Here is a 22,266-nt window from a genome sequence, read left to right as displayed (position 1 = left end):
GGACCGGAGTGAGAAGCCTAACCATGCCAAATCAAAGCAAACAATCGGGGACTCGATCCATGAAAGTACTCCGCAATACCTTCATCCTGGCCGCAAGCCTTGTTCTCGTCGCCTGCGGGGGCAGTTCTTCAGGGTCATTCGATCGGGGCGGGGCTGCCAAGATGAGTGTCTCTGCCGAAACCACCTCGGTTCCGGCCAAGGGGCAGCACTTCGTCCCCAACCCGGCAATGGACTACACCATACAGGTCAATGTCGAGTTTCTTGGCTCCGACAACCGGCCGGTTCCGGACGGAACGGAAGTCAATCTGTCTTCCAGCAGCTCCGGTCGTGGCGTTGTCGCGCCTATTGATGAGCCTGAAAGCACTGGCGGCCAGGCCACATCGACAACCAGTGGCGGGACTGCAAGTTTCTGGTTTGTTTCCGGCTCCAACCAGGGCGAGGTGACCCTGACGGCATCCGGGACCGCGCCGAGTGGTGATCAGAGTTCGAGTCGGCTGAATCTGAATGTGATCGAACCCAGTGATGGTGCGGCGCGCTTGTCGATCGAGGGTCCGACCGAAATCCCGGCCAACAAGGCCGGCGCCAGCAGCTTCCTGGGCTCGCCCTACGTCGCGGAATACCGTATTCGCTACCTGGGGCCCGATGGCGAACCGGGCATCGTCCGGCTGGACGAGGATGACCGCCACACCGCCCAGGTGACCATTTCGCCCACACGCAGTGCCATGTTCTCGACCCTGATGGATCCCGAGTTCGAATTCGCCGGCTTCGATATACTCTGGGGCACCGGCCCGGTGCTGGTGCAGGGTGGACAGGGCATCGTGTTTGTCCATGCACAGCGGGATCCGGGAACGGTGACTCTAAGTGCGGCTGCCTTTGATATTGACGAAGACGATGACCAGGTCTATTCAGCCGAGATCAAGATCGATGTCATCGATCACACCGAGGATTTCCTGCCGGCCCAGCTCGACTTCAGCGTGTCGCCCGATCCGGTTTATATCCAGGGCTCGGGTGGGTCGACCAGCAAGTCACTTTCGGTGGATGTGCGTGACTCCGGCGGCAATGCGGTGCCGGACCCGGAAGGTGACGGGCACAGCTACAACAATGTTCGCCTGCAGCTCGAAGCGCCTGCCAACAGTGGTGCGCGCCTGGTCGGCACCGGAGCGGACGGCAGTGTGTCAGGTACGGATATCCGTGTGCGTACGCTCAATGGCGTTGCCAACTTTGCGCTCAACTCCGGCACCGAAACCGGTTCGCATCGCATTATTGCCACTGTCGACCGAGCCGACAACAATGTTGACAATGAAATGACGGATCCACTGACGGCGGAGACAACCATTCAGGTGGGTGATGGGCGCCTGTTCAGTCTGGAACTCGTCCAGCCGTCGATCAATGCGCTCATGGTCAATAGGGCTGTGACAGATATTGGGGGCTCCGAAGAGCAGATCATCGGTGACAATGGTGTGCCAGTCCCCCCTGATCCTGATGGCACCTATTCCTTGACGGTAACAGTGCAAGGTGTCGATCAGGTTGGGCATCCGGTTCTGCCAGGAACGGTGGTGAGCTTCGGAAAGATCGACTCTCCGCTTTCCGAGACCAATCCTTCGTACTTTGTGTTCTCAGGTGAGGACGGCAACCCGTCAGAAGGCGGTGACCTTTTCAGTGTGCTTGATTCCCCGGAGGGTTTCCTTGACGATCCCAATGCCATAGATGAAAGTGTCGAGACAGGAGATACGCTGGCACTGTTTGGCAAGTCAATCCCTGGGAACCGCGAACATGAGGCCGCTCGCAGCGTGGCCGATGTGGTGGATGATCGGACGGTGAGAGTATCCGAGCCGTTCAACCCGAATGATCAGTCTGGAAACATTGTGGATGACGGCTATGTGATTCCCTGGGTTATTGGTCGTGCCCGGATGGGTGTGATCGATGAAAGTGCAACTCTCGGCGACCAGGGTCGTGCGACTGTTCAATTGACCTACCCGATTCATGCTGTCGGCAGGCCTACTGTGGTTTGGGCTCAAAGTCAGCGTACGGAGTCAGGTGGCACCAAGACTGTCGCCGATGTCAATTCAATTCGGCTTCCTGGTGTTGCTCCTCTGGAGCTGAGTGTCACGCCGTCAACAATTCCGGGCAACGTTGCGACGCCTGTTCTCCTCTGTCTTAGGGATGCATTGGGTGCGCCTGTCAACCAGGCTGCAATCAATGGTTCGCTCGTTTCCGGGCAAGGGATTGGAAGTCTTGATGGTGACTTCATGCCGACAACAACACAGAACGCAACTGGTACAGATGGTCTGGGTTGTGTCGAAACCGAGGTCAAGGTGGAGAATATGCTTGCCGAAAGCGGCAACTCGGTGGTGTTGTTCAGCGTGGGTGAGGCCACTGCCAGTCTTTCCGTGGTTGCTCCAGAAGCAGGTATGCTGATGGTTGAGCCCTCGAATAGAAATGATCTATCACCAACGCCGCAGGATGTGAACCTGACCCTGACGCTTCTGACCAGTGGAGGCGAGCCGCTTTCAGGCGTGCAGCTCATTGGCAGTTGCGATGGTGGTAACGGGTCGCTTTCAATCACTGATGCTCCTGGTGTGACGGATGAGGATGGAGAAACCACCGCCACGGTCGAGATGGATATGTCAATCTGCGGCGATGGTAGCGGAGAAGGCTTCCCGCGTGAGGGAATATGTGAGTTCACTACGGCAAGTGGCTCACCCGTCGGAACGTTCACCGCGAATGGTTTTGATCTTTCCGAATCCGGGGTTTCGCCATCGCCTTGTGATTAGAATCGCTGACCAAGTGACGTGATTCGATAATGTGTAGTGCGGGCTCGGGATCCGAGCCCGCACTTTCTTGGTTTCGACTCTGCCAAGCCGCTACATTCCAGTGTTTGAAGGAAGTCCTGGACAAGCTCCTGTACTGATCAACATCCCCCATGCCGGGCTGATGTTGCCCCATGACATTGAACAGCGATTGACACCCGACGGACGTCGCCTGATCGATACCGACTGGCACGTTCACCAACTGGTGGACTTCGCCGCTGAGCTAGGTGTCGGAGTCTTGCGCGCAACCCACTCGCGCTACGTGATCGATCTGAACCGGGGCGCCGATGATCAGCCGCTCTACAGCGGGCCGACCACAGGCCTGGTGCCCACCTGCACTTTTGACGGTGCACCGCTATACGAGACAGATCCGCCGGATGCCGCAGAAGTTCTCGAGCGCGTCGAACGCTACTGGCGCCCCTATCACGATGAGCTGGCGGCCAGGCTGGCTGCCATACACGAACAGCACGGTCATGCCGTCTTGCTCGATGCCCATTCAATTCGCAGCCAGGTGCCGAGACTGTTCGAGGGCCGTCTGCCGGATCTCAACCTGGGGACGTTTTCCGGTGGCAGTTGTGCGTCGGAACTCGAACACGCAGTCATTGAGCTCCTGGAAGGCCAGTCACGCTTCAGTCACGTGGTCAATGGTCGCTTCAAGGGCGGCTATATCACCCGCCATTACGGTCAGCCGGGCCAGGGCATTCATGCCCTGCAGATGGAGATTGCGCAGGCGAGTTACATGGATGAGTCCCGACCCGAGCACTTCGATGAAACAAAGGCCGCACCACTCCAGTCCTTGTTGAAGGATCTGGTTGGCTGTCTGGTGACATGGCGTCCGGCATGAGCGAACAGCTTTTCCATGGTCCAGCCGTACTGACCGCGGAGGGCTGGATCGAGGACTGCTCGATCCGCGTGGATGCCGGCGGCTGGATCACTGCTATCAAGCAGGGATCATCGCCGGATGCAACACGACTGTCCGGACCGGTATTGCCCGGCATGGTCAATGTCCATTCACATATCCACCAGCGTCTGATTGCCGGGCTGACCGGGTACAGGGCGGCCGATGCCGACAGTTTCTGGACCTGGCGTGAGCAGATGTACCGCGCCGTCGGCATGCTCGATACCGAGGAGCTGGAAGCGCTGGCCAGCTACGCGTTCATGGAATTGCTGGAGGGCGGATACACCAGTACCGGGGAGTTCCACTACCCGCATCGGCTGGGCGGAGTGGATCCCTTGCAGAACTGCCGGCGTTTGCTGGGTGCCGCCGATCAGGCGGGCATGACGTTGACGCTACTGCCAGTGTGGTACCGGTACTCAGGCTTTGGCCGCCGGGAGCCCACCGAACGACAGCGGCCCTTTGTCATGACGCTCGATGAGCTGGTCGAGCTGGTCGGACAATTGCGGCGGGATATTGGCAATACGCCGCATCGAATCGGGGTGGCGCCGCATTCGCTGCGTGCCGTCGACGTGGCCGATCTGCCCGACTTGCTGCAGGCCATCGGTCACGGACCGGTTCACCTGCATATTTCCGAACAGCCGGCTGAGGTGGCCGAGTGTCGTGAGCATTGCGGACAGACACCCATCGATCTTCTGGCCCGACACGTGGCGCTGGATGATCGCTGGTGTTTGATTCATGCCACTCACGCCACGCAACAGGAGATCGGTACCATGGCCGCCAGTGACGCCGTCGTTGGTCTCTGTCCGACCACCGAGGCCGATCTGGGCGATGGTCTGTTCCCTGTCCGGGAGTTCGTTGCCTCGGGGGGGCGTTACGCCATCGGCTCCGACTCCAACCTGGTGGTGGATGCCGCCGCCGAACTGCAGCTCCTGGACTGGGGGCAGCGCCTCATGTCGAACCAGCGCAACGCCTTGTGTGATGGTGGAGAGCACCTGGGACGACGATTGTGGTCCGATGCCGCGCGAGCCGGTGCAGATGCACTGGATCAGGCAGCAGGGGCATTGGCCGTGGGCTGTCGTGCCGACTTTGTCGTGCTTGACGGCGATCACCCCCTTTTGAGCGGACTGGACGCCGATTACCAGCTTGATACCCTGGTGCTGGCCGGAGGTCGTGACCTGATTGACCAGGTCTGGGTGGCCGGTCAGTGTCGGGTCAGTGCCGGTCGGCATCCGGGAAAACAGGCGCTCAGGCCACGCATGGCCGAGTTGCGCCGCCGACTAGTGAATGTGGCTGCATCATGAATGCAAACGAGTTGCCCGCCTCGCCCGCGGCCGAACGTAACAAGCAGCCCATACTGGACGTGCTGCAATCGCGCCTGCCCCGGGAAGGGCGTGTGTTGGAAATCGGTTCCGGCACCGGTCAGCATGCTGTCTATTTCGCCCGCCACCTGCCCGGTATCCAGTGGTTGGCCAGCGAGATGCCAGCGCACCTGCCGTTGCTCGGCGCTCGTATCAACCAGGAAGGTGATGGCATGCTCCGACCGATCGAGCTCGATGTGATCGGCGACTGGCCCGACCAGAGCTTCGACGCGATCTTTACCGCAAACACCCTGCACATCATGCCCTGGTCGCATACCCCGGTGCTGATTGAACGTGTCTCCAACCGCCTGGTCGAAGGCGGGGAGCTAATCATCTATGGCCCGTTTCACGACGGGGGGCGACACACCTCGGAAAGCAACCGCCAGTTCGACCGGATGCTGCGTTCTCGAGATGGTGACATGGGCGTGCGTGACAGCGCCGAAATCATCCGGCACGCCAGGGACCATGGCCTGTCCGCGACGGCCGACATCGCCATGCCGGCCAATAACCGGATTCTTGTTTTCGGGAAAGTGAAACCTGAGGCCGGCGACAATTGATCACAGATCACAGGTAACCAATCCCATGACCCGAACCAAGACCAACTACGAAGAACTCGTCCAGCAGGCTGAAGGGCTGTTGTCCGGTCAGCGCCATCGCATCGCCAATGCGGCCAATCTCAGTGCACTGATATTTGATGCATTGCCGGACATCAACTGGGCCGGTTTCTATTTCCTCGAAGGCGACGAGCTCATCGTCGGCCCATTCCAGGGCAAGCCGGCCTGCGTGCACATCGCAATGGGGCAGGGCGTCTGCGGCACGGCGGCGAGAACCCGAACGACCCAGCGGGTTGCCGATGTGCATGCCTTCGAGGGGCATATCGCCTGTGATCCGGCTTCTCGATCCGAAATCGTGGTTCCTCTGATTGTTGAAGATCAGGTGCTCGGCGTATTGGACATCGACAGCCCCGAGCCTGATCGCTTCAGCGAGTTCGATCAGGAAGGGATCGAAGCCCTGGCGAATGCCTATGTCAGATCGGTGGGTTGACGAACCGTCTTGATGCTTCCACTGCCGGGCGCTGTCGGGTCCGGCGTGTCGATCACCACCAGAGTGCCCGGTTGCAGGCCCAGGGTCAGCCGTTGCCCCGTTATCCAGCGGGTCAGCCATTCCAGCCCGGGGTTGTGGCCAATCAACATCATTGAGTCCTGTTGGGGGTCGGCCTGCAAGAGACCGATCAGTTCGCGATCGCCCGCTTCCCATAGCTGCGGTTCAATCAGCGGTGCCGGCGCATCGAGATCGCGCAGCACCAGGTCGGCGGTCTGACGGGTTCTTGCCGCCGGTGATACCAGAATTCGGCCGGGTGGGCGCATGGCCTGTCTCGCAAGCCAGCGGTTGAGCGCAACAGCATCGGCCTGGCCCTGTTCGGTCAGCGGCCGGTCCTGGTCGTACTCATCGGCCAGCGGCGCCCGCGCCTTGGCATGTCGCAAGATCCACAATTCCATGACGTGAATTCGATGATGATCGATCGCATATCATACGATTGGAACGAGTCAAAAACCAAAAAGGAGCAGCATGTCCATTCGCCACGGCGCCTCCCGGCCGGCTATCGAAAGAAGCAGCTACAGCCCCCCGGGGTGGCAGGTCGAACAGGTCGAGATGAACCTGGTGCTGGCCCGGGAAAGCACTCGGGTCACCACCCGGTTGACCGTTCGACGCAACCCTAGCGACTCCGGCGCGTCGGCACCGCTTGAGCTCAATGGATCGGGTCTGGAGACTGAGTCGATTAGTGTTGACGGGCGTCGCCTGAGCACGGAAGACTACCGAATCGAGGGCGAGACACTGCACCTGGAGCTGCCCGAGGATCGAGCGACGGTGGAAACGGTAGTGACGATCCATCCTGCGGAGAACACCGCGCTGGAAGGCTTGTATGCAGCCGGTGACATGCTGCTGACCCAATGCGAAGCCGAGGGCTTCCGCAAGATCACCTGGTACCCCGACCGACCGGATGTCATGGCACGGTTCCGGGTTCGCCTGGAAGCCGATCGCTCCGAGTTTCCCATTCTCCTGTCCAATGGCAACTGTGTTGAATCCGGCGAGCTGGCGGACGACCGTCACTATGCCGTCTGGGACGACCCCTTTGCCAAACCCAGCTATCTTTTTGCCGTTGTCGCCGGTGATCTGGCCGTGCTGGAAGATACGCATACCACTGCATCCGGCCGCGAGGTCACGCTCAAGGTCTGGTCCGACCCGGCCGATCTTGACCGACTTCAGTGGGCCATGGAGAGCCTGAAGCAGGCCATGCGCTGGGACGAGCAACGCTTCGGCCTGGAGTACGACCTGGATATCTATCACATCGTTGCCACCCACGATTTCAACATGGGTGCCATGGAAAACAAGGGCCTCAACATATTCAACAGTCGGTACGTCCTGGCCGATCCGGAAACGGCAACCGACGCTGATTTCGAGGCCATCGAGGCGGTCATCGGTCACGAGTATTTCCATAACTGGACCGGCAACCGAGTCACCTGCCGCGACTGGTTTCAACTCACCCTGAAAGAAGGCCTGACCGTCTTTCGCGACCAGGAATTCACCTCCGATCTGCGCTCGCGCGGGGTCAAGCGCATTCAGGATGCCGCCAACCTCAAGGCGCGCCAGTTTCTCGAAGACGCCGGCCCCATGGCACACCCGGTCAGGCCGGAACGCTATATCGAGATCAACAACTTCTACACCTCCACCGTCTACGAGAAGGGTGCGGAAGTGGTGCGCATGTACCAGACACTGCTCGGCCGCGAAGGCTTCCGCAAGGGGCTTGATCTGTACTTCCGGCGTCATGATGGTCAGGCGGTCACCTGCGACGACTTTCTGGCCGCCATGGCCGATGCCAACGACACGAACCTCGACCTGTTTGAGCGTTGGTATCGACAGACCGGCACGCCGACGCTGCGTGCCTCGATCCGCCGTGAGGGCGAGGAAACCGTGCTGGCCTTGTCACAGAATCTGACCGAGCATCCAGACAACCGCGGGATCGGGGCGCTGATGATGCCGATCAAGGTCGGCTTTCTGGATGCCGACAATCGGTCGCTGCCCGTCACGCTGTCCGGTGAGGATGAACCGGGGCCGGAAACACGGCTACTGGTGCTCGACCAGCCCCAGGCCGAGTTCCGTTTCCGGGATCTGCCCGAAGAAGCCGTACCCTCCCTGCTGCGCGACTTTTCCGCTCCGGTCAAGCTGATCTTTGACTGGAGCGCCGAGGAGCTGGCGCGGCTGGCCGGATTCGACCCGGATCCGGTCAATCGACACCAGGCCATGCGCCGACTGAGCGAGCGCGTCCTTGACCAGGCCATTGCCGATGCTCAGTTGCCGAATAATCTGGATTTGCTGGAACAGGCCTGGACGGCCGTGTTCGACGACGACTCAATCGATCCGGCACTGGCGGCCGAGCTATTGACCCTGCCCACGGAAAACGAACTGGCACAGGAGCGTGATCCGGTTGATGTCGATGGCATTCATCGCGCCCGCAGCGAGCTGCGCTCGCATCTGGCCGGCAAGCTGGAAACCCGCCTGCTTGACCGCATCGACGAACTGGCACCGCAGGGCCCGTGGTCGGGCGATGGCCGGGCAGTTGCGGAGCGCTCACTGCACAATCATTGCCTGGAAATGCTCGCGCTTGCCGGGCGAGACAGTGGTGCCGGACGTGCCCGCGAGCAGTTCGAGTCGGCCGACAACATGACCGACCGCATGGCGGCATTGCGAGCCCTGGTGCTGGGTGGCCACGATGCGACGGCGGCCCTGGAATCGTTCGAGGCGCGCTACCGCGACAACGCCCTGGTGATGGACAAGTGGTTTGCGGTTCAGGCAATGAAACCGCACGGCAGCACCGTTGAGAAGATTGCCGAACTCAGGAATCACCCGGCCTTTCGGATGACCAACCCAAACAAGGTGCGCGCTGTCATTGGCGTGTTTGCCGTGCACAATCCGGTGGCCTTTCACCGTGCCGACGGCGCCGGCTACCGGCTGGTCGGCGAAGCGCTCCACGAGCTTGACGAACTCAACCCGCAGGTGGCCGCACGCCTGGCCGGCGCCTTCAATCGATGGCGGGCCTATGGTGAAAAGCGCAGCGCCATGATGAAAGCCGAGCTGGAAGAACTCGCCGCCAAGCCCGGCCTGTCACCCGACGTCGAAGAAATCGTCACTGCGGCGTTGGGCGTGGAGTAGCCGGCCGAAAAGCATTCACCACAGAGGCACAGAGGACACAGAGAACTCAGAGAAAGAGGGTTTTGAAAAAATTAAATTCTCGCTGCTTTACCTCTGTGATCTCTGTGTCTCTGTGGTGAGATTCCTTCAGTCCCTTTAACCCGCATCCAGCCGGGTCAGTGGAATTGCTTGCAGCACTCTCGGCCAGGGGAAGGTCGGGCCGGGGTCGAGTTTGCGGCGTATGAGGATTTCCGGATCGTCGCTGGCCGGGATCCAGTCGGTGTCGAGTTCGTCGTGGCCGGCGATGTGCTTGAGGTTCGGCAATGTCGTGACCAGCTCCCCGAGCAACTCGATCAGCGCCGTGATCTGTTCGTCCGGATACGGGTCGCGCCAGTCCTGGTGGCCTGAATCGAACCAGTCCGGCCAGCGGCCGCGATGCACCAGCTCAATGCCGATGCTGTTGGCGTTGTGCCCGCGTACATGATGCGCGACTCGTTCCAGTGGCACCCACTGTTCAATCGTTCCATCGCGGTCGATATAGAAATGCCCGCTGTTGCCGGTGCGTGATTCGGGGTGATGAATCTCCTCGCCGAACTCACGCGCCATAGCCAGGTCCGGCAGCTCGGTGGCATGCATGACGACACACTCGATCGCGTCGGCTGAACGCGGCTCAAGCCGCTCGACGTAGCTCAGTGGATGGAAGGTGGAATTCGGCACAGTTGATCGGATCGGTCGAAGTTCAGATACTGTTTACCACAGAGGCACAGAGTTCACAGAGGAAGATAAAAGGATATTCTCTGTGCTCTCTGTGCCTCTGTGGTTCAGACTGATTTACTCGCTATTGCCCGCTCGCTCGGCAATGGCTTCCAGCATCGAATCCAGGCGCTCGCGATCAAACCACTCGCCGGCGCGCATCACGCCCCGAATGGTTTCGGTATGACCGATGTCTTCCAGCGGATTGGCCTCGAGTAGCACCAGGTCGGCGACACAGCCGGGTTCGAGGCAGCCATGGCCGCTCTGGCCGAAAAACATCGCTACGTTGACCGTACCAGTAGCCAGGGCCTCGGCCGGACTCAGGCCGGCTGCCACGTACAAAGCCAGTTCTTCATGCACGGCGTGGCCGGGCACATTCATGATCTGGGGCGCGTCGGCGCCGAGCAGGATGCCCGCCCCGGCTTCGTGGAGCTCGGCCAGCAACTGACGACGAATGTCGAGAAAGGCCCGGCGTTGTTCTTCGGGAACATTCTCGCGCACGCCGGCTACTCGCTCACCCCACTGTTCCCGCATCGACTTCGGAACGTAGGCCATGGCCGGTCGATCAAGCATCTCCTCGACCGATCGTTCGCCGGTCAGGTTGACCATCAGGGTTTCGGTGGGCACGTTCCAGACATTGTTCTCGATGGTCTTTTCCACCAGCGCGGCAATACGCCCCGGATCGGCCGCGGCGGCCAGGTTGATGCCGAAAAAGCCCGGCTCGGTGCCATGCAACTCGTGATCCTCGGGCACCAGGGCCTGCATGTAGGCATCGAGATGATCAATGGTGATCTGTCCGGCGCTCAGCGCACGCTCGATGCCCACATCGTCGGACACGTGCCCCGCGAAATCGATATCCAGGGCCCGTGCGGCCTTGACGATGGCATCGAAAGCCTCGGGCCAGAGCCCGGGGTGGAGCTTGAGAAAGTCATAACCGGCCTCGGACTGCTCGCGCACCATGACTGCGCCCTTTTCGGGTGAGGTGACCGAATTACCGTTGAGCGACGGGCCGGAGGTGATCAGGCGCGGGCCGATGCGTTCACCGGAAGCCAGTTCGCGCTTGATTTCCAGGTGGCCGGGCTCGCCCAGCATGCCGCGGATGGTGGTCACGCCAAAGGCCAGGTAGAGCGCGAGCGTGTCGTCCACCCACTGGCCCTGATCGGCGGGCGGAACGTGAGCGTGCATCTCGGCAAGACCGGGGATGAGGTAGCCGGGTTTGCTGACAACCACATCGGGTTCGGAAATCGCATCGGCCTCGACGATAAAACCATCACGGATCCCAACCTGGGCCGGTTCGGATGTCTCGGCGGTACTGACGTCGACCAGCCGGGCGTTTTCGAACACCACCGTGCGGGCATCAAGACTTAGCGAAAGCGAGAGCACGACAATCGCGATCAGGTAGCGCATTGAGAGAGGCCTCCTTGTATGCAATCTCCGAAGTCTATCTGGCCCTTTGGGTGGATAAAATAACATTACGGATTTCTCTAGTGGGCCATGCGGTTATTAACCCGGCACGAATGTAGATCGCATTCAGCCGTCGCACAAGCGTCGTGGGCAAGGCGCGCGAGCGCAGGACTGGCCGTCGCCAATTCAAGCGAGCGGAACACGTGCAGCGGCTCCACTCGCAAGGCTTCATTCGCTACGCGAAAGTCGCCATGCGGTTTCGCCTGCCCTGCCCACGGCGCTTGTGCGACGGCTGAGTGTTACCTAATTAACCGCATGGCCCACTAGGAAGATGAATGGCCCCTGCCTTTGCTGATGGCCTCTACCCTGTCCCGATCCTTCCGGACGAACGACGTCTGACCTGGCACAGTTTCCGGGTGAATTCCGTAAAAGAGAGAACACGACCTCAGGAGGGACATCGTCATGCCTGCTTCATTCTTTCCGACATCGAGCCTTAAACTGGGTTTGCTCGCCCTGGTTGCTGCATTGTTGCTGACTGGCTGTCCGGAGCTGGAACCGCGCATCAATTTGCAGGGAAATCTGACCGACAGCATGGGTGCGCCAGTTGATGACGGCGATTACGAGATGATCGTTCGGTTCTGGTCGGCGGAGACCGGCGGCACGATGGTGCATGAACAGACCCACAATGTATCGGTTCAAGGAGGGCTGTTCTCGGTCGATATCACCGAATTTCCAGCACATGTTTTCAGCTCAGAAATAGGGACCAATCACGACACGCTGTACTGGGAAGCGGAAGTGGAAGGCGAGACGTTGGCGCCGCGACGGGCGATGTCCGGGGCGCCGTTCGCGCATGCCCTTGTCGCGGGTTCAGCGGCAATCGGTGCCCGTCCGGACGAGGGCAACGTCACAGATGACGGATTCCCGGCCGTTTTCACGGCACTCAATACCGAGTTCCCCACCAATAATCCGGGCTACGGCATGATGGCTCTGTCCACGAATGCGGGGTTGTATGTCGATAATCTGCGTGGTGATGGAGAGTTCGGCCCTTCTGATAGCCCTGAGCACAATCCCGACATCATTCTCGGTGGGCGATACCTCAGCGGTCCGGACGGAGGTACTGCTGAAGACACCAATCATGCCGGTGTCATCGCCACTGAGCCGGACGAGAGCTTTTCGGGCATGTTCCTGCGCAGCAACTATCGGCTTGAGCTTTTCAAGAGCTATTCGAATGAACACTGGAGTCTCCCTGAGTTCCGCGTGTATCACGGACAACGTGATCCTGATCACCTTCAAATGAGGCTGGATAATGACGGTGATCTGTCAATCGAAGGAAATTACTCTTCAGGTGGCGCGGATTTCGCGGAGCGCATTGCAGTCGAAGACCCCGGGCTGGTCTACGAAGAAGGCGATGTCCTGGTGATCAGTGCCGATCAGGATCGCGCCGTGGCATTGTCGGATGAGCCGAATTCGACCCGGGTAATCGGCGTGTATTCCGCTAACCCCGGATTCATCGGTGGCGTTGGCACGGCGGGCGAACAGGTTCGACGAGAGCGGGCGGCCTACAAGGCGGCCGGGATCGATCCCGATAGCGAGGCGGAGGTCGCCGCGGCAAGAGTGACTCGATTCGAACTCAACGGCGAAAAAATCGATGTTGCCATTGCAGGGATCGTCCCCGTCAAGGTCACCGACGAAAATGGCCCCATCCTGCGCGGCGACCTGCTGACAACCGCCTATACGCCGGGCCATGCGATGAAAGCGATCAATCCTCAGCTTGGCACGATAGTGGGCAAGGCCATGGGGGAGCTGGTCGAGGGCGAGGGTATGATCGAGATGTTTGTCATGGCCCAGTAATCGAGAACTCATCGAGAGCTCATCGAGAACTCATGAACCCGGCATGCCCTGATGCCGGGTTCATGATTCGATTCAATATCTCGAAATCGTTGCCGTTCGACAGCCGAGCTACTGCTTCCTGAAAATCTCCGCCCCGGTTTCGCGGAATTCGCGCGCTTTCTCCTCCATGCCGGCCTCGACCGCCTGGCTGGTGTCGATGCCGTGTTTCTCGGCGTAGTCGCGCACGTCCTGGGTGATCTTCATCGAGCAGAATTTCGGGCCGCACATGGAGCAGAAGTGGGCCACCTTGTGCGCCTCCTTGGGCAGGGTCTGGTCGTGGTATTCACGCGCCCGGGCCGGATCGAGGCCCAGGTTGAACTGGTCCTCCCAGCGGAACTCGAAGCGTGCCTTCGACAAGGCGTTATCGCGAATCTGCGCGCCCGGATGGCCCTTGGCTAGATCCGAGGCGTGCGCGGCGATCTTGTAGGTGACCAGGCCTTCGCGCACATCGTGCTTGTCGGGCAGGCCCAGGTGCTCCTTGGGCGTGACGTAGCACAGCATGGCCGTGCCGTGCCAGCCGATATTGGCCGCGCCGATGCCCGAAGTGATGTGGTCGTAGCCCGGTGCGATATCGGTCACCAGCGGCCCCAGGGTATAGAACGGGGCTTCGTGGCAGTGCTTGAGCTCCTCGGTCATGTTCTCCTTGACCAGTTGCAGCGGCACGTGGCCGGGACCTTCGATCATGACCTGGCAGTCGTGTTCCCAGGCAATGGTGGTCAACTCGCCCAGGGTGCGGAGCTCGGCCATCTGCGCCTCGTCGTTGGCGTCGGCAATCGAGCCGGGGCGCAGGCCGTCGCCCAGCGAGAAGCTGACGTCATAGGCCTTCATGATTTCGCAGATCTCGGCGAAATGCTCGTACAGGAAGCTCTCGCGATGGTGGGCCAGGCACCACTTGGCCATGATCGAACCGCCGCGCGAGACGATGCCGGTGACCCGCTTCGCCGTCATTGGCACAAACGGCAGGCGCACGCCGGCATGAATGGTGAAGTAGTCCACGCCCTGTTCGGCCTGCTCGATGAGCGTGTCGCGGTACAGCTCCCAGGTCAGCGCCTCGGGTTCGCCATCCACCTTTTCCAGTGCCTGGTAGATGGGCACGGTGCCGATGGGCACCGGCGAGTTGCGGATAATCCACTCGCGGGTCTGGTGGATGTGCTTGCCGGTCGACAGATCCATGACCGTGTCGGCGCCGAATCGCAGCGACCAGACCAGCTTTTCCACCTCGTCGGTAATCGATGAGCGCACCGCCGAATTGCCGATATTGGCATTGACCTTGACCCGGAAATTGCGCCCGATGATCATCGGCTCGGCTTCCGGGTGGTTGATGTTGGCCGGAATAATGGCCCGTCCTGCGGCGATCTCGTCGCGCACGAACTCCGGCGTGACGACCTCGGGCAGGTTGGCGCCCTCGGGCTGGCCGGCGTGGCGCTGCATCAGGCCAGCGGCGGCATAGGCCTCCTTGAGCTGGTCCAGTCCGGCATTTTCGCGGATGGCCACGTACTCCATCTCCGGGGTGATGATGCCTTTTCGTGCGTAATGCATCTGGCTGACATTGCGGCCGGCCTGCGCCCGTCGCGGCTTGCCCAGGTTCGGAAACTTCAGCTCGGGCGGGGTCTGCGACTCCTGCTCGCGCGCGAATTCCGAGGACTTGCCGTCCAGCGATTCGGTGTCGCCACGTTCGTCGATCCAGGGCTGGCGCACCGGCTTCATGCCTGCTGCCGGGTCCGGGTGCTCCTCGGGATCGATATACGGAGCAGCCGTTTCGTAGACGTAGATCGGCGGATTGGGCTGTACGCCGAAAGTGGCCGGCGTGTCGTGCTGACGAATCTCGCGCATCGGTACCTGGACATCGGCGCGCGACCCCGGCAGATGCACGATCCGCGACCCCGGCCAGGGCTTGAGCAGTTCGTCATCAAGACGCCGGGCAATTTCCGAGGCAGGACTGGAAGTGGACTTCGACATGAAATTTCCGACTGATTGAATCGTCCCGAAATGGTAGCACCCCCAGCAAGCCCCCAACGATTATTCACCCACCCCACCTAACACCTAACACCTAACACCTAACACCTAACACCTAACACCTAACACCTCGCACCTCGAACCTCGAACCTCGAACCTCGAACCTCGAACCTCGAACCTCGAACCCGCCCCTCACCACATGACCACTGGCACACGCCGCCTCGCCACCGGCCGGTTACAATACCGACCACACCATTGGCAGGACTGTCCGGCATGTCCCTCAATATCGAGCAGGCTCGATACAACATGGTCGAGCAACAGGTGCGTCCCTGGGAAGTGCTTGACCCGGTCGTTCTCGAGGCGATGCGTGAGGTCCCGCGCGAGGATTTCGTGCCATCGCGCCATCGGCGCCTGGCATTTTCGGACCTGCGCATCCCTCTGCCGCACGATCAGGTAATGATGAAGCCGGTCGAAGAAGGCCGCATGCTGCAGGCATTGCAGGTCGAACCTGGTCAGCGGGTCCTGGAAATTGGTACCGGCTCCGGCTTCTGCGCCGCCTGCCTGGCCTGGATGGGTGCCAGGGTCACGACCATCGAGATTCATGCTGACCTGGCGGATAGCGCGCATCTGCGCCTGGAACGCCAGGGAATGGGGGCAGTCGAAGTGATTTGTGCAGACGCGCTGCAAGGCTTTCAACCAGCGCAGTTGTTCGATGTCGTGGTGGTGACCGCTTCGGCGGCAGACGTGCCCGACGTGGTGCACGACTGGGTCGGCCAAGGCGGCCGCATCTTTGCCGTACGCGGATGCAGTCCGGCCATGGAGGCGGTGTGCCAGACGCATGTTGCCGGCGACCGCTGGCAAAGCGAAAGCCTCTTCGAAACCGACCTGCCCCGTCTGATCGGGCTGGAGGACCAGCCGGTCTTCGAATTCTGAAAAATGATATTCAGTACGCAATCCAAGGAAACCAGGTTATGAAACAACGATTCATCTGCGCCGCGATTGCGGCCGTCGGTATGGCCCATGGCGCCCATGCGGTCGACTTGATGGGTGTGTACGAACTGGCTCAGGCCAACGATGCCGAGCTGCGAGCCGCCGAGCAGCGACTGTCTGCCGCCGGGGAGATACCCACCCAGGCGCGTGCGGCATTGCTGCCCACGATTACCGGTACTGCCAGTCGAACAATCGGTCGGTCTCGCACGACGATTGCCGGAACCCGGCTCGACAGCGAGGATGACGATACCGAAAACTACAATATCCAGTTGCGACAGACCATCTACGACGATGCCAACTACGGTCGCCTCGACCGCGGACGCGCAGAACTGAGTGCAGCCGAGGCGGTATATGCCGAGGCATGGCAGAACTTTCTGTTCCGAGTGACCGAGCGTTACTTTGATGTGCTGACTGCTCTGGACTCCGTCCGCTTTGCCAGTGCCGAGGAGACCGCGTTGCGGCGACAGTTCGAACAGGCTGAACAGCGTTTCGAAGTGGGTTTGGCAGCAGTGACTGATGTCCATGAAGCGCGTGCTGTCTACGATGCGGCTCGGGCACGTGTCATCACCGCGGACAATCAGCTTGAGGACGCCCGTGAGGCGCTGAGAGAAATTGCCGGCACCTGGTTCGAGAACTATGCCCGGCTGATCGACGATGTCCCGCTGGAAGGGCCTGATCCCGAAGCAGTCGAGGACTGGGTCGAGCTCGCGCTCGACTTCAACCCGTCTGTTCTCCAGCAACGCTCGCAGGTCGATGTGGCCGATGCTGATCTGAGAATTGCCCGTGCTGGACACTTTCCGACGCTCGATCTGACGGGTGGCTACAATCGCTTTATCAACAATGATTGGGTTGGACGCGATCCTATAACCCAGGAAGCCTTGGCATCGGCCGAATTGCGCAACAGGGGGTGGGAAGTGGGACTGAATCTGAACGTGCCCATTTTTCAGGGGTTTGCCGTGCAGTCGCAACGTCGCCAGGCGGGGTATTCACTGCGCGCCGCCGATGAAACCCTGGACCAGACCCGTCGCTCCGTCATTCGCCAGACCGAGACTTCCTACCGTGCCATCGTCGCCGGCATTCGCGAGGTCGAGGCACGCCGCCAGGCGCTGATTTCGGCGGATAGCGCGCTGGAGGCCACCAACGCCGGTTTCGAGGTCGGGACGCGGACCATCGTCGATGTGCTGCAGTCCGAGCAGCGCTTCTTCCAGGCCGAGCGCGACTACTCCCAGGCCCGCCACCAGTTCATCCTCAACCAGCTCAGGCTGCGCCAGGTGGCAGGCGTGTTGGAAGAAAACGATCTGGTAGAGGTCAATCAGTTGCTGCGCTGATCGTCCGTTCGATCAGCCCCAGGGTGCGTCGCACGCTGCCGCGCCCTTGCTCGACCACGCCCAGCGCGGCCCGGCCGCGCTCCAGGGCCAGTTGCGGATCGCTCCAGATCCGCAGCACTTCCCGCGCAAGCTCTGCGTCGTTCGCGACTTCAGCCAGCGCTCCGGCCTGGTTCAGCGCCGCGGCCGTATCGGCCTGCTGGTGCAGGTGGGGGCCGGCAATCACTACCTTGCCAAAGGCGGCCGGTTCCAGCAGATTGTGTCCGCCGGCATTGACCAGGCTGCCGCCCACGAAGGCCACCGGCGCTGCTGCATAGCACGACATCAGCATGCCAAGGCCGTCGACCAGCACCACGGCCGTGTTGGCGCCGATATCTTCCTTGATCGACTGGTAGGAAAAACCCTTGTCCGCCATCAACTGCCGCACCGACTTGCAGCGCTCGGGATGGCGTGGCGCCAGCACCAGCAGGGCATCCGGCCGTTCGGCCATGATTCGCCGGTGGGCGGCCAGAACGATCCGCTCCTCGCCCTCGCGGGTACTGCCGGCCACCCATACCGGCCGATGTCCCCAGCGCCGGCGCAGTGTCCCGGCCCGCTCGCCGAGGTTGTCCGGCAGCGGCATGTCGAACTTCAGGTTGCCGGTGACGCGAGTACGTGATTCATCCAGCCCCAGCTCCTGGAACCGTCGGGCGTCGTCTTCATCCCGTGCTCCGGCCATGGCCACGGCCTCCAGCGCGCGGCTAAACAGCCCGCGCCAGCGCCGGTAGTGTTTCATGGCGCCGGGAGCCAGTCGTGCATTAACCAGGATCAGCGGAATCTCACGTCGCCGGCATTGCGCGAAAAGCTCCGGCCAGATCTCGGTTTCGACGATAATGCCGACCCTGGGCCCGATGCGATCCAGCCAGCGCTTGACGCGGCCGGGCGTGTCCAGGGCGACAAAAGTGGTCAATACGCGCTCGCCGAACAGTTGTTCGGCCCGCTCCAGTCCGGTGGCGGTAAAGGTGCTCAGCGCGATCTGATCATCCGGGTAGCGTTTGAGCAGTGCCTGTACGAGGGCCTGGATTGCATTGACTTCACCAAAGGAAGCGGCATGGACCCAGATCACGGGCTGCTTGACAACCGGAAGGCGACCGCTACGTTCGCGCCAGCGGCGGCGCATCGCCACCGGGCCGGGTGCTCGCCAGCGCAGCCACCCCAGTGCCAGAGGGGCGGCGGCGATGGTCAACAGGCGATAGACTGACAACATGATGGTGCGAAGTGTAATCCAAAGCGACCCCGGCCGATGCTGTGCCGGCCATTCGGGGCAGTCCGGAGGCCGAGCGTAATGAACGTGGTCGGTCAATGGCTGACCCTGGCCGCGTTGCTGCCGGTGCGGCTGCTGGGCCGGCTGCCGCTGGAGCTGGCACGCAGCCTGGTCTGGCCGCTGGCGCTCTTGATGCGCCTGGCCATGGCTTCGCGTCGCCGCGTGGTGGCGCGCAATCTCGAACTCTGTTTTCCCGACCTCGCTAGCGACAAGCGTCATGCGCTGATGCGCAAGCACTTTGTCCACCTGGCCGAAATGCTGGCCGAAACCGCGGTGGCCTGGCAGCGGCCGGGGCGTTTTGACGAGCGTTTCGGCGAGGTCATCGGGCTGGAGCATCTCGAGGCCGCCCGCGCCCAGGGCCGCGGCGTGATGCTGATCACCGGGCACGCCACCTGCCTGGAGATGGGTGCGCGCCTGTTCGGCGAACGAGTGGCGTCGGCCGGCATTTACCGGCCGCTCAAGAACCCGGTGCTTGAGGCGTTCCAGAACCGCGGGCGGGCACGCTATGCCCGGAATATGATTGCCCGGCGCGATCTGCGCGGCATGGTCCGTCACCTGCGCGGCGGTGGCGTGCTCTGGTATGCACCCGACCAGGATTTCGGCGCCGAGCGCAGCACCTTCGCGCCGTTTTTCGGTATCGAGACGGCCACGGCCAACGCCATCGTCGAGCTGGCCCGGCTCGGTCGGGCCGTGGTGGTGCCGATGTATCCGGTCAAGGACGAGGCCAGCGGGCGGGTCAGCGTGCATATCGAGCCCGCCTTCGAAGACTTCCCCGGTGACGATACGCGCCGGGACCTGGCCCGCTTCAACGCCTTTCTGGAGCGCCACGTGCGCCAGGCACCCGCCCAGTACTGGTGGTTGCACCGCCGTTTCAAGACTACACCCCCCGGAGAGTCGGATCGGTACCAACGCCCCGGTTCTCCGAGAGGTGATTCCTAATGGGCGCTATACTCACGCCCCACGCTGTCCAGACCGGCAGGGCCGACGACAATAGGATGCCGCAGGAAAAATCCAAACTGTTGTTCGTGCCGGTCAGCGGTCCGGTCGGTTCGGGCGAGTATTACCGCTGCCTCAATATCGCCCGTGCGATGGCCCGGCGTCGTGACAACGTGGAGATGCACTTCCTGCTCAGTCGTCATGCCGAGGTCGAGCGTGAAAGTCGCTTTCACTACCACCTTCTGGAGAAAACGCCGACGCTGGCCGGAACCGCCGTTGAACGCTGTATCGACCGTTTGCAGCCCGACCTGGCGGTGTTCGATTGCAGCGGCCGAAAGCGCCACTTTCGACGGGTCAAGCAACTGGGCGGCAAACTGGCCTGGATCAGCAATCGCCCGCACAAGCGTCGGCGAGGCTTTCATCCGCAGGTCCTGCCCCTGCTTGACCTGCACCTGATTGGCGAGTCATGCGAACCCGATCCCGCACTGACGCGCATCGAGCGTGGCCTGCTGAAGCTGTTCGGGCCGGCCAGGGTGGATTTTTTCACCACGGTGGCGCCGGAGTCGGTCGCCGATCCGGATGAACTGCCCCTGGAGCTGCCCGAGCAGTACGCGGTCTTCGCCTCTGGCGGTGGCGGCTACGAGCATCTGGGGCGTCCCGTGCCGGAGCTGTTTCTCGATGCCGCGCGCCGATTCCATGAGGCCACGGGCCTGGAGGTGGTCACCGTTATGGGCCCGCAATACCGTGGCGGCATCAACAGCGATAACCGGGTACACGTGGTTGAAGCACTGTCGACCGCCGCCCTGGGCCGTCTTCTCGCCGGCGCCCGCCTGGGGGTGCTGGGCGCGGGCTTCATGCTCAGCTCACAGGCACTGGCGGCACGGATTCCGATGGTGCTGACGGCCGTGGGCGGACGGGATCAGCCCGGCCGCGTGAAGGAGTTCGATGCCATGGGCATTGCCCTGCCGGCGGCCCTGGATGCCGAAGCGCTCAGCCACAAGGCGCTGGAGCTTTCGAATGACCCGGCGCTGGCCCGGCAACTGGTTGAGCATGCCAGCTCGGTCGGCATCTGCAACGATGTCGCCAAGTGCGCCGAGCTACTGCTTGAACTTATTGATTGATGGGCAATCGCTTGATTGGCGGTTGCTTGACTGGCGGCGCCCGGCCGCGGTCAACAGGGCCGAAGTCGTCGCGACCAGCAGGGCGAACCAGATCACCCCCGTGTTGCGCTCGAAAATCGATTCCGAGCCGGCCATTACCGCCAGCGTAACGGTGGCCGCCAGGCCACACCAGGCCATGAAGCGCAGGTCGCGACCGGCCGTCCAGAGATGGCGGGCAAAGCGCAGGCCGGCCAGGCCGAGCATGGCGACGAAGGAAAGCAGGCCTGGGATGCCGGCGTTGGTCAGCGCCGAAAGATACTCGTTGTGCGGATGGCGATAGCGCAGCATGATCGGGTTCCAGTCATTCGCCTCTGCCGCCTGATGCAATACATCCCGGTAAGCCCCGGGGCCGGCGCCCAGCCAGGGATTATCCAGAAACTGCGCCCAGGCCACCGACCACATCTTCAGCCGCAGGCCGATGGCGCCGTCCGAACCCAGGCCTTCCCCGATCAGCCGGATCTCGATCCAGGTCTCGCTCAGCCGCTCGTGCATGGGCAGCATGGGTGCGGTCAGCGCCAACAGGCTCAGGCCCAGCAGGGCCAGCGGCGTGCCGAATCGCCACAATGGCGTCTGGCGCACCCCCAGGGTAAAAAAGTAGATCACGATCAGCACCGGCACCGCCAGCCAGGCACCACGCGAACCGGACAGGGCATTGGCCACAAAGGCGAGCACGATGGCCAGCAGGGCCAGGTTGCGCAATAGGGTGGTTTCGCGATCATCGATGACCTTCGGCACCAGCATCAGCGCAAAAGCCAGCGAGATCCCGCCGAAGTAGATCGGATTGGTCGTGCCCTCGACCCGGAAGCCGGTCTGGCCCACGTGGTGGACACCGGATTGTCCGCTGAGCACGAACCAGAGGGCATACCCCCCCGCAATCAGCCCCCCGGCAATCAGGCCCCGCCACATCCAGCCATCGAGCCCCTGCATGCGCCTGAGTAGAAGAAAAACGGGGATCATGGGCAGCAGGCGTGCGATGCGCCCGGCAGCCCGGTTGGCCTCGTCGGTAAAACCATGCACCGCCCACGACAGTACCCACACGCTCACGAAGATTAACAGGCTCCACACCAGCCAGCGTTCGTGTCGGCTGAGAACGCCATCACGCCAGGCACGCTGGCGGGTCAGCCACACAATGGCTATCAGGCCCAGGCTGAAGTAACCGGCGGCCAGCACGCCCGGCACCACCAGGGCCAGCGCGAGGGTGGCGAAGAGAATCAGCCCGCAGGCCCGGGCCAGGCCGTGGTCGGCGGCTAGGGTCGCTGAGTCCGACCGAATGGGCGAGCTGCTGGACACGC

General features: G+C 61.8%; 17 protein-coding genes. 11 read left to right on the top strand and 6 right to left on the bottom strand.

Annotated elements, in window-relative coordinates; translation table 11 throughout:
• Positions 1-59 precede the first annotated feature (59 nt).
• The 5 genes from IC757_RS12560 to IC757_RS12540 all read left to right on the top strand — a co-directional run bounded on the left by IC757_RS12560 (position 60) and on the right by IC757_RS12540 (position 6,110).
• The gene (locus IC757_RS12560; protein ID WP_190974642.1) at positions 60-2,774 is read left to right on the top strand and encodes a hypothetical protein; all 2,715 of its coding nucleotides are present in this window, start codon (positions 60-62) and stop codon (positions 2,772-2,774) included.
• A 100-nt stretch (positions 2,775-2,874) separates the two neighbouring features.
• On the top strand, positions 2,875-3,654 hold the full coding sequence (hutG, locus tag IC757_RS12555) for an N-formylglutamate deformylase (protein WP_223846126.1): 780 nt from the start codon (positions 2,875-2,877) through the stop codon (positions 3,652-3,654).
• Entirely contained in the window at positions 3,651-5,009 is a 1,359-nt protein-coding gene (hutF, locus tag IC757_RS12550) for a formimidoylglutamate deiminase (RefSeq protein WP_190974641.1), read from the top strand. The genes hutG and hutF overlap by 4 nt, the downstream gene beginning before the upstream one ends.
• Complete coding sequence (locus IC757_RS12545) at positions 5,006-5,623, top strand: DUF938 domain-containing protein (protein ID WP_190974640.1); 618 nt, start codon at positions 5,006-5,008, stop codon at positions 5,621-5,623. Before hutF ends, IC757_RS12545 begins: the two co-directional genes overlap by 4 nt.
• A 25-nt stretch (positions 5,624-5,648) precedes the next feature.
• Positions 5,649-6,110: a GAF domain-containing protein gene (locus tag IC757_RS12540; RefSeq protein ID WP_190974639.1), complete on the top strand. Its 462-nt coding sequence runs from the start codon at positions 5,649-5,651 to the stop codon at positions 6,108-6,110.
• Here IC757_RS12540 and IC757_RS12535 read toward each other — a convergent pair.
• Positions 6,089-6,565, bottom strand: coding sequence for a SixA phosphatase family protein (locus IC757_RS12535; RefSeq protein WP_190974638.1), 477 nt, complete (start codon positions 6,563-6,565; stop codon positions 6,089-6,091). The genes IC757_RS12540 and IC757_RS12535 overlap by 22 nt on opposite strands.
• A 70-nt stretch (positions 6,566-6,635) precedes the next feature.
• On the opposite strand from IC757_RS12535, the gene pepN reads away from it, so the two are divergent.
• On the top strand, positions 6,636-9,278 hold the full coding sequence (pepN, locus tag IC757_RS12530) for an aminopeptidase N (RefSeq protein ID WP_190974637.1): 2,643 nt from the start codon (positions 6,636-6,638) through the stop codon (positions 9,276-9,278).
• 135 nt (positions 9,279-9,413) lie between these two features.
• On the opposite strand, the gene IC757_RS12525 is transcribed toward pepN, so the two are convergent.
• Both IC757_RS12525 and IC757_RS12520 read right to left on the bottom strand, forming a co-directional pair.
• The gene (locus IC757_RS12525) at positions 9,414-9,974 is read right to left on the bottom strand and encodes an N-acetylmuramoyl-L-alanine amidase (protein WP_223846125.1); all 561 of its coding nucleotides are present in this window, start codon (positions 9,972-9,974) and stop codon (positions 9,414-9,416) included.
• A 114-nt stretch (positions 9,975-10,088) separates the two neighbouring features.
• Positions 10,089-11,417, bottom strand: coding sequence for an amidohydrolase family protein (locus IC757_RS12520; RefSeq protein WP_190974636.1), 1,329 nt, complete (start codon positions 11,415-11,417; stop codon positions 10,089-10,091).
• 459 nt (positions 11,418-11,876) lie between these two features.
• Here IC757_RS12520 and IC757_RS12515 point away from each other — a divergent pair, with 459 nt between their 5' ends.
• The gene (locus tag IC757_RS12515; protein ID WP_223846124.1) at positions 11,877-13,265 is read left to right on the top strand and encodes a hypothetical protein; all 1,389 of its coding nucleotides are present in this window, start codon (positions 11,877-11,879) and stop codon (positions 13,263-13,265) included.
• 108 nt (positions 13,266-13,373) lie between these two features.
• Here the strand turns inward: IC757_RS12515 and thiC are convergent, their stop codons facing one another.
• On the bottom strand, positions 13,374-15,263 hold the full coding sequence (thiC, locus tag IC757_RS12510; protein WP_190974634.1) for a phosphomethylpyrimidine synthase ThiC: 1,890 nt from the start codon (positions 15,261-15,263) through the stop codon (positions 13,374-13,376).
• 270 nt (positions 15,264-15,533) lie between these two features.
• On the opposite strand from thiC, the gene IC757_RS12505 reads away from it, so the two are divergent.
• Both IC757_RS12505 and IC757_RS12500 read left to right on the top strand, forming a co-directional pair.
• On the top strand, positions 15,534-16,193 hold the full coding sequence (locus IC757_RS12505; protein ID WP_190974633.1) for a protein-L-isoaspartate O-methyltransferase family protein: 660 nt from the start codon (positions 15,534-15,536) through the stop codon (positions 16,191-16,193).
• A 38-nt stretch (positions 16,194-16,231) separates the two neighbouring features.
• A complete protein-coding gene (locus tag IC757_RS12500; RefSeq protein ID WP_190974632.1) occupies positions 16,232-17,578 on the top strand; it encodes a TolC family outer membrane protein in 1,347 nt (448 codons plus the stop codon).
• Here IC757_RS12500 and IC757_RS12495 read toward each other — a convergent pair.
• The gene (locus IC757_RS12495) at positions 17,559-18,821 is read right to left on the bottom strand and encodes a 3-deoxy-D-manno-octulosonic acid transferase (RefSeq protein WP_190974631.1); all 1,263 of its coding nucleotides are present in this window, start codon (positions 18,819-18,821) and stop codon (positions 17,559-17,561) included. The two genes, IC757_RS12500 and IC757_RS12495, sit on opposite strands and share 20 nt — an antisense overlap.
• 78 nt (positions 18,822-18,899) lie before the next feature.
• Here IC757_RS12495 and IC757_RS12490 point away from each other — a divergent pair, with 78 nt between their 5' ends.
• Positions 18,900-19,817 (top strand): lipid A biosynthesis acyltransferase, encoded by a 918-nt coding sequence (locus tag IC757_RS12490; RefSeq protein WP_190974630.1) that lies wholly within the window; start codon positions 18,900-18,902, stop codon positions 19,815-19,817.
• A 56-nt stretch (positions 19,818-19,873) separates the two neighbouring features.
• Positions 19,874-20,935, top strand: a complete 1,062-nt coding sequence (locus IC757_RS12485) for a hypothetical protein (RefSeq protein WP_190974629.1) — start codon at positions 19,874-19,876, stop codon at positions 20,933-20,935.
• Here IC757_RS12485 and IC757_RS12480 read toward each other — a convergent pair.
• Positions 20,912-22,264 (bottom strand): O-antigen ligase family protein, encoded by a 1,353-nt coding sequence (locus IC757_RS12480; RefSeq protein WP_190974628.1) that lies wholly within the window; start codon positions 22,262-22,264, stop codon positions 20,912-20,914. The genes IC757_RS12485 and IC757_RS12480 overlap by 24 nt on opposite strands.
• Between the last annotated feature and the right edge of the window lie 2 nt (positions 22,265-22,266).

The organism is Wenzhouxiangella sp. AB-CW3, from assembly GCF_014725735.1.
Lineage (GTDB): Bacteria > Pseudomonadota > Gammaproteobacteria > Xanthomonadales > Wenzhouxiangellaceae > Wenzhouxiangella.
Note: the sequence above shows the minus strand (reverse complement) of the source record. Positions and strands in the feature narration are given on the sequence as shown.

What these genes read in the sequence shown, in the direction of transcription:
- IC757_RS12490 (WP_190974630.1), top strand. Translation starts at nt 18,900, where the DNA reads ATGAACGTGGTCGGTCAATGGCTGACCCTGGCCGCGTTGCTGCCGGTG.
- hutF (WP_190974641.1), top strand. Translation starts at nt 3,651, where the DNA reads ATGAGCGAACAGCTTTTCCATGGTCCAGCCGTACTGACCGCGGAGGGC.
- IC757_RS12515 (WP_223846124.1), top strand. Translation starts at nt 11,877, where the DNA reads ATGCCTGCTTCATTCTTTCCGACATCGAGCCTTAAACTGGGTTTGCTC.
- IC757_RS12535 (WP_190974638.1), bottom strand. Translation starts at nt 6,565, where the DNA reads ATGGAATTGTGGATCTTGCGACATGCCAAGGCGCGGGCGCCGCTGGCC.
- IC757_RS12520 (WP_190974636.1), bottom strand. Translation starts at nt 11,417, where the DNA reads ATGCGCTACCTGATCGCGATTGTCGTGCTCTCGCTTTCGCTAAGTCTT.
- IC757_RS12495 (WP_190974631.1), bottom strand. Translation starts at nt 18,821, where the DNA reads ATGTTGTCAGTCTATCGCCTGTTGACCATCGCCGCCGCCCCTCTGGCA.
- IC757_RS12540 (WP_190974639.1), top strand. Translation starts at nt 5,649, where the DNA reads ATGACCCGAACCAAGACCAACTACGAAGAACTCGTCCAGCAGGCTGAA.
- IC757_RS12545 (WP_190974640.1), top strand. Translation starts at nt 5,006, where the DNA reads ATGAATGCAAACGAGTTGCCCGCCTCGCCCGCGGCCGAACGTAACAAG.
- IC757_RS12500 (WP_190974632.1), top strand. Translation starts at nt 16,232, where the DNA reads ATGAAACAACGATTCATCTGCGCCGCGATTGCGGCCGTCGGTATGGCC.
- IC757_RS12560 (WP_190974642.1), top strand. Translation starts at nt 60, where the DNA reads ATGAAAGTACTCCGCAATACCTTCATCCTGGCCGCAAGCCTTGTTCTC.
- IC757_RS12505 (WP_190974633.1), top strand. Translation starts at nt 15,534, where the DNA reads ATGTCCCTCAATATCGAGCAGGCTCGATACAACATGGTCGAGCAACAG.
- thiC (WP_190974634.1), bottom strand. Translation starts at nt 15,263, where the DNA reads ATGTCGAAGTCCACTTCCAGTCCTGCCTCGGAAATTGCCCGGCGTCTT.
- pepN (WP_190974637.1), top strand. Translation starts at nt 6,636, where the DNA reads ATGTCCATTCGCCACGGCGCCTCCCGGCCGGCTATCGAAAGAAGCAGC.
- IC757_RS12485 (WP_190974629.1), top strand. Translation starts at nt 19,874, where the DNA reads ATGCCGCAGGAAAAATCCAAACTGTTGTTCGTGCCGGTCAGCGGTCCG.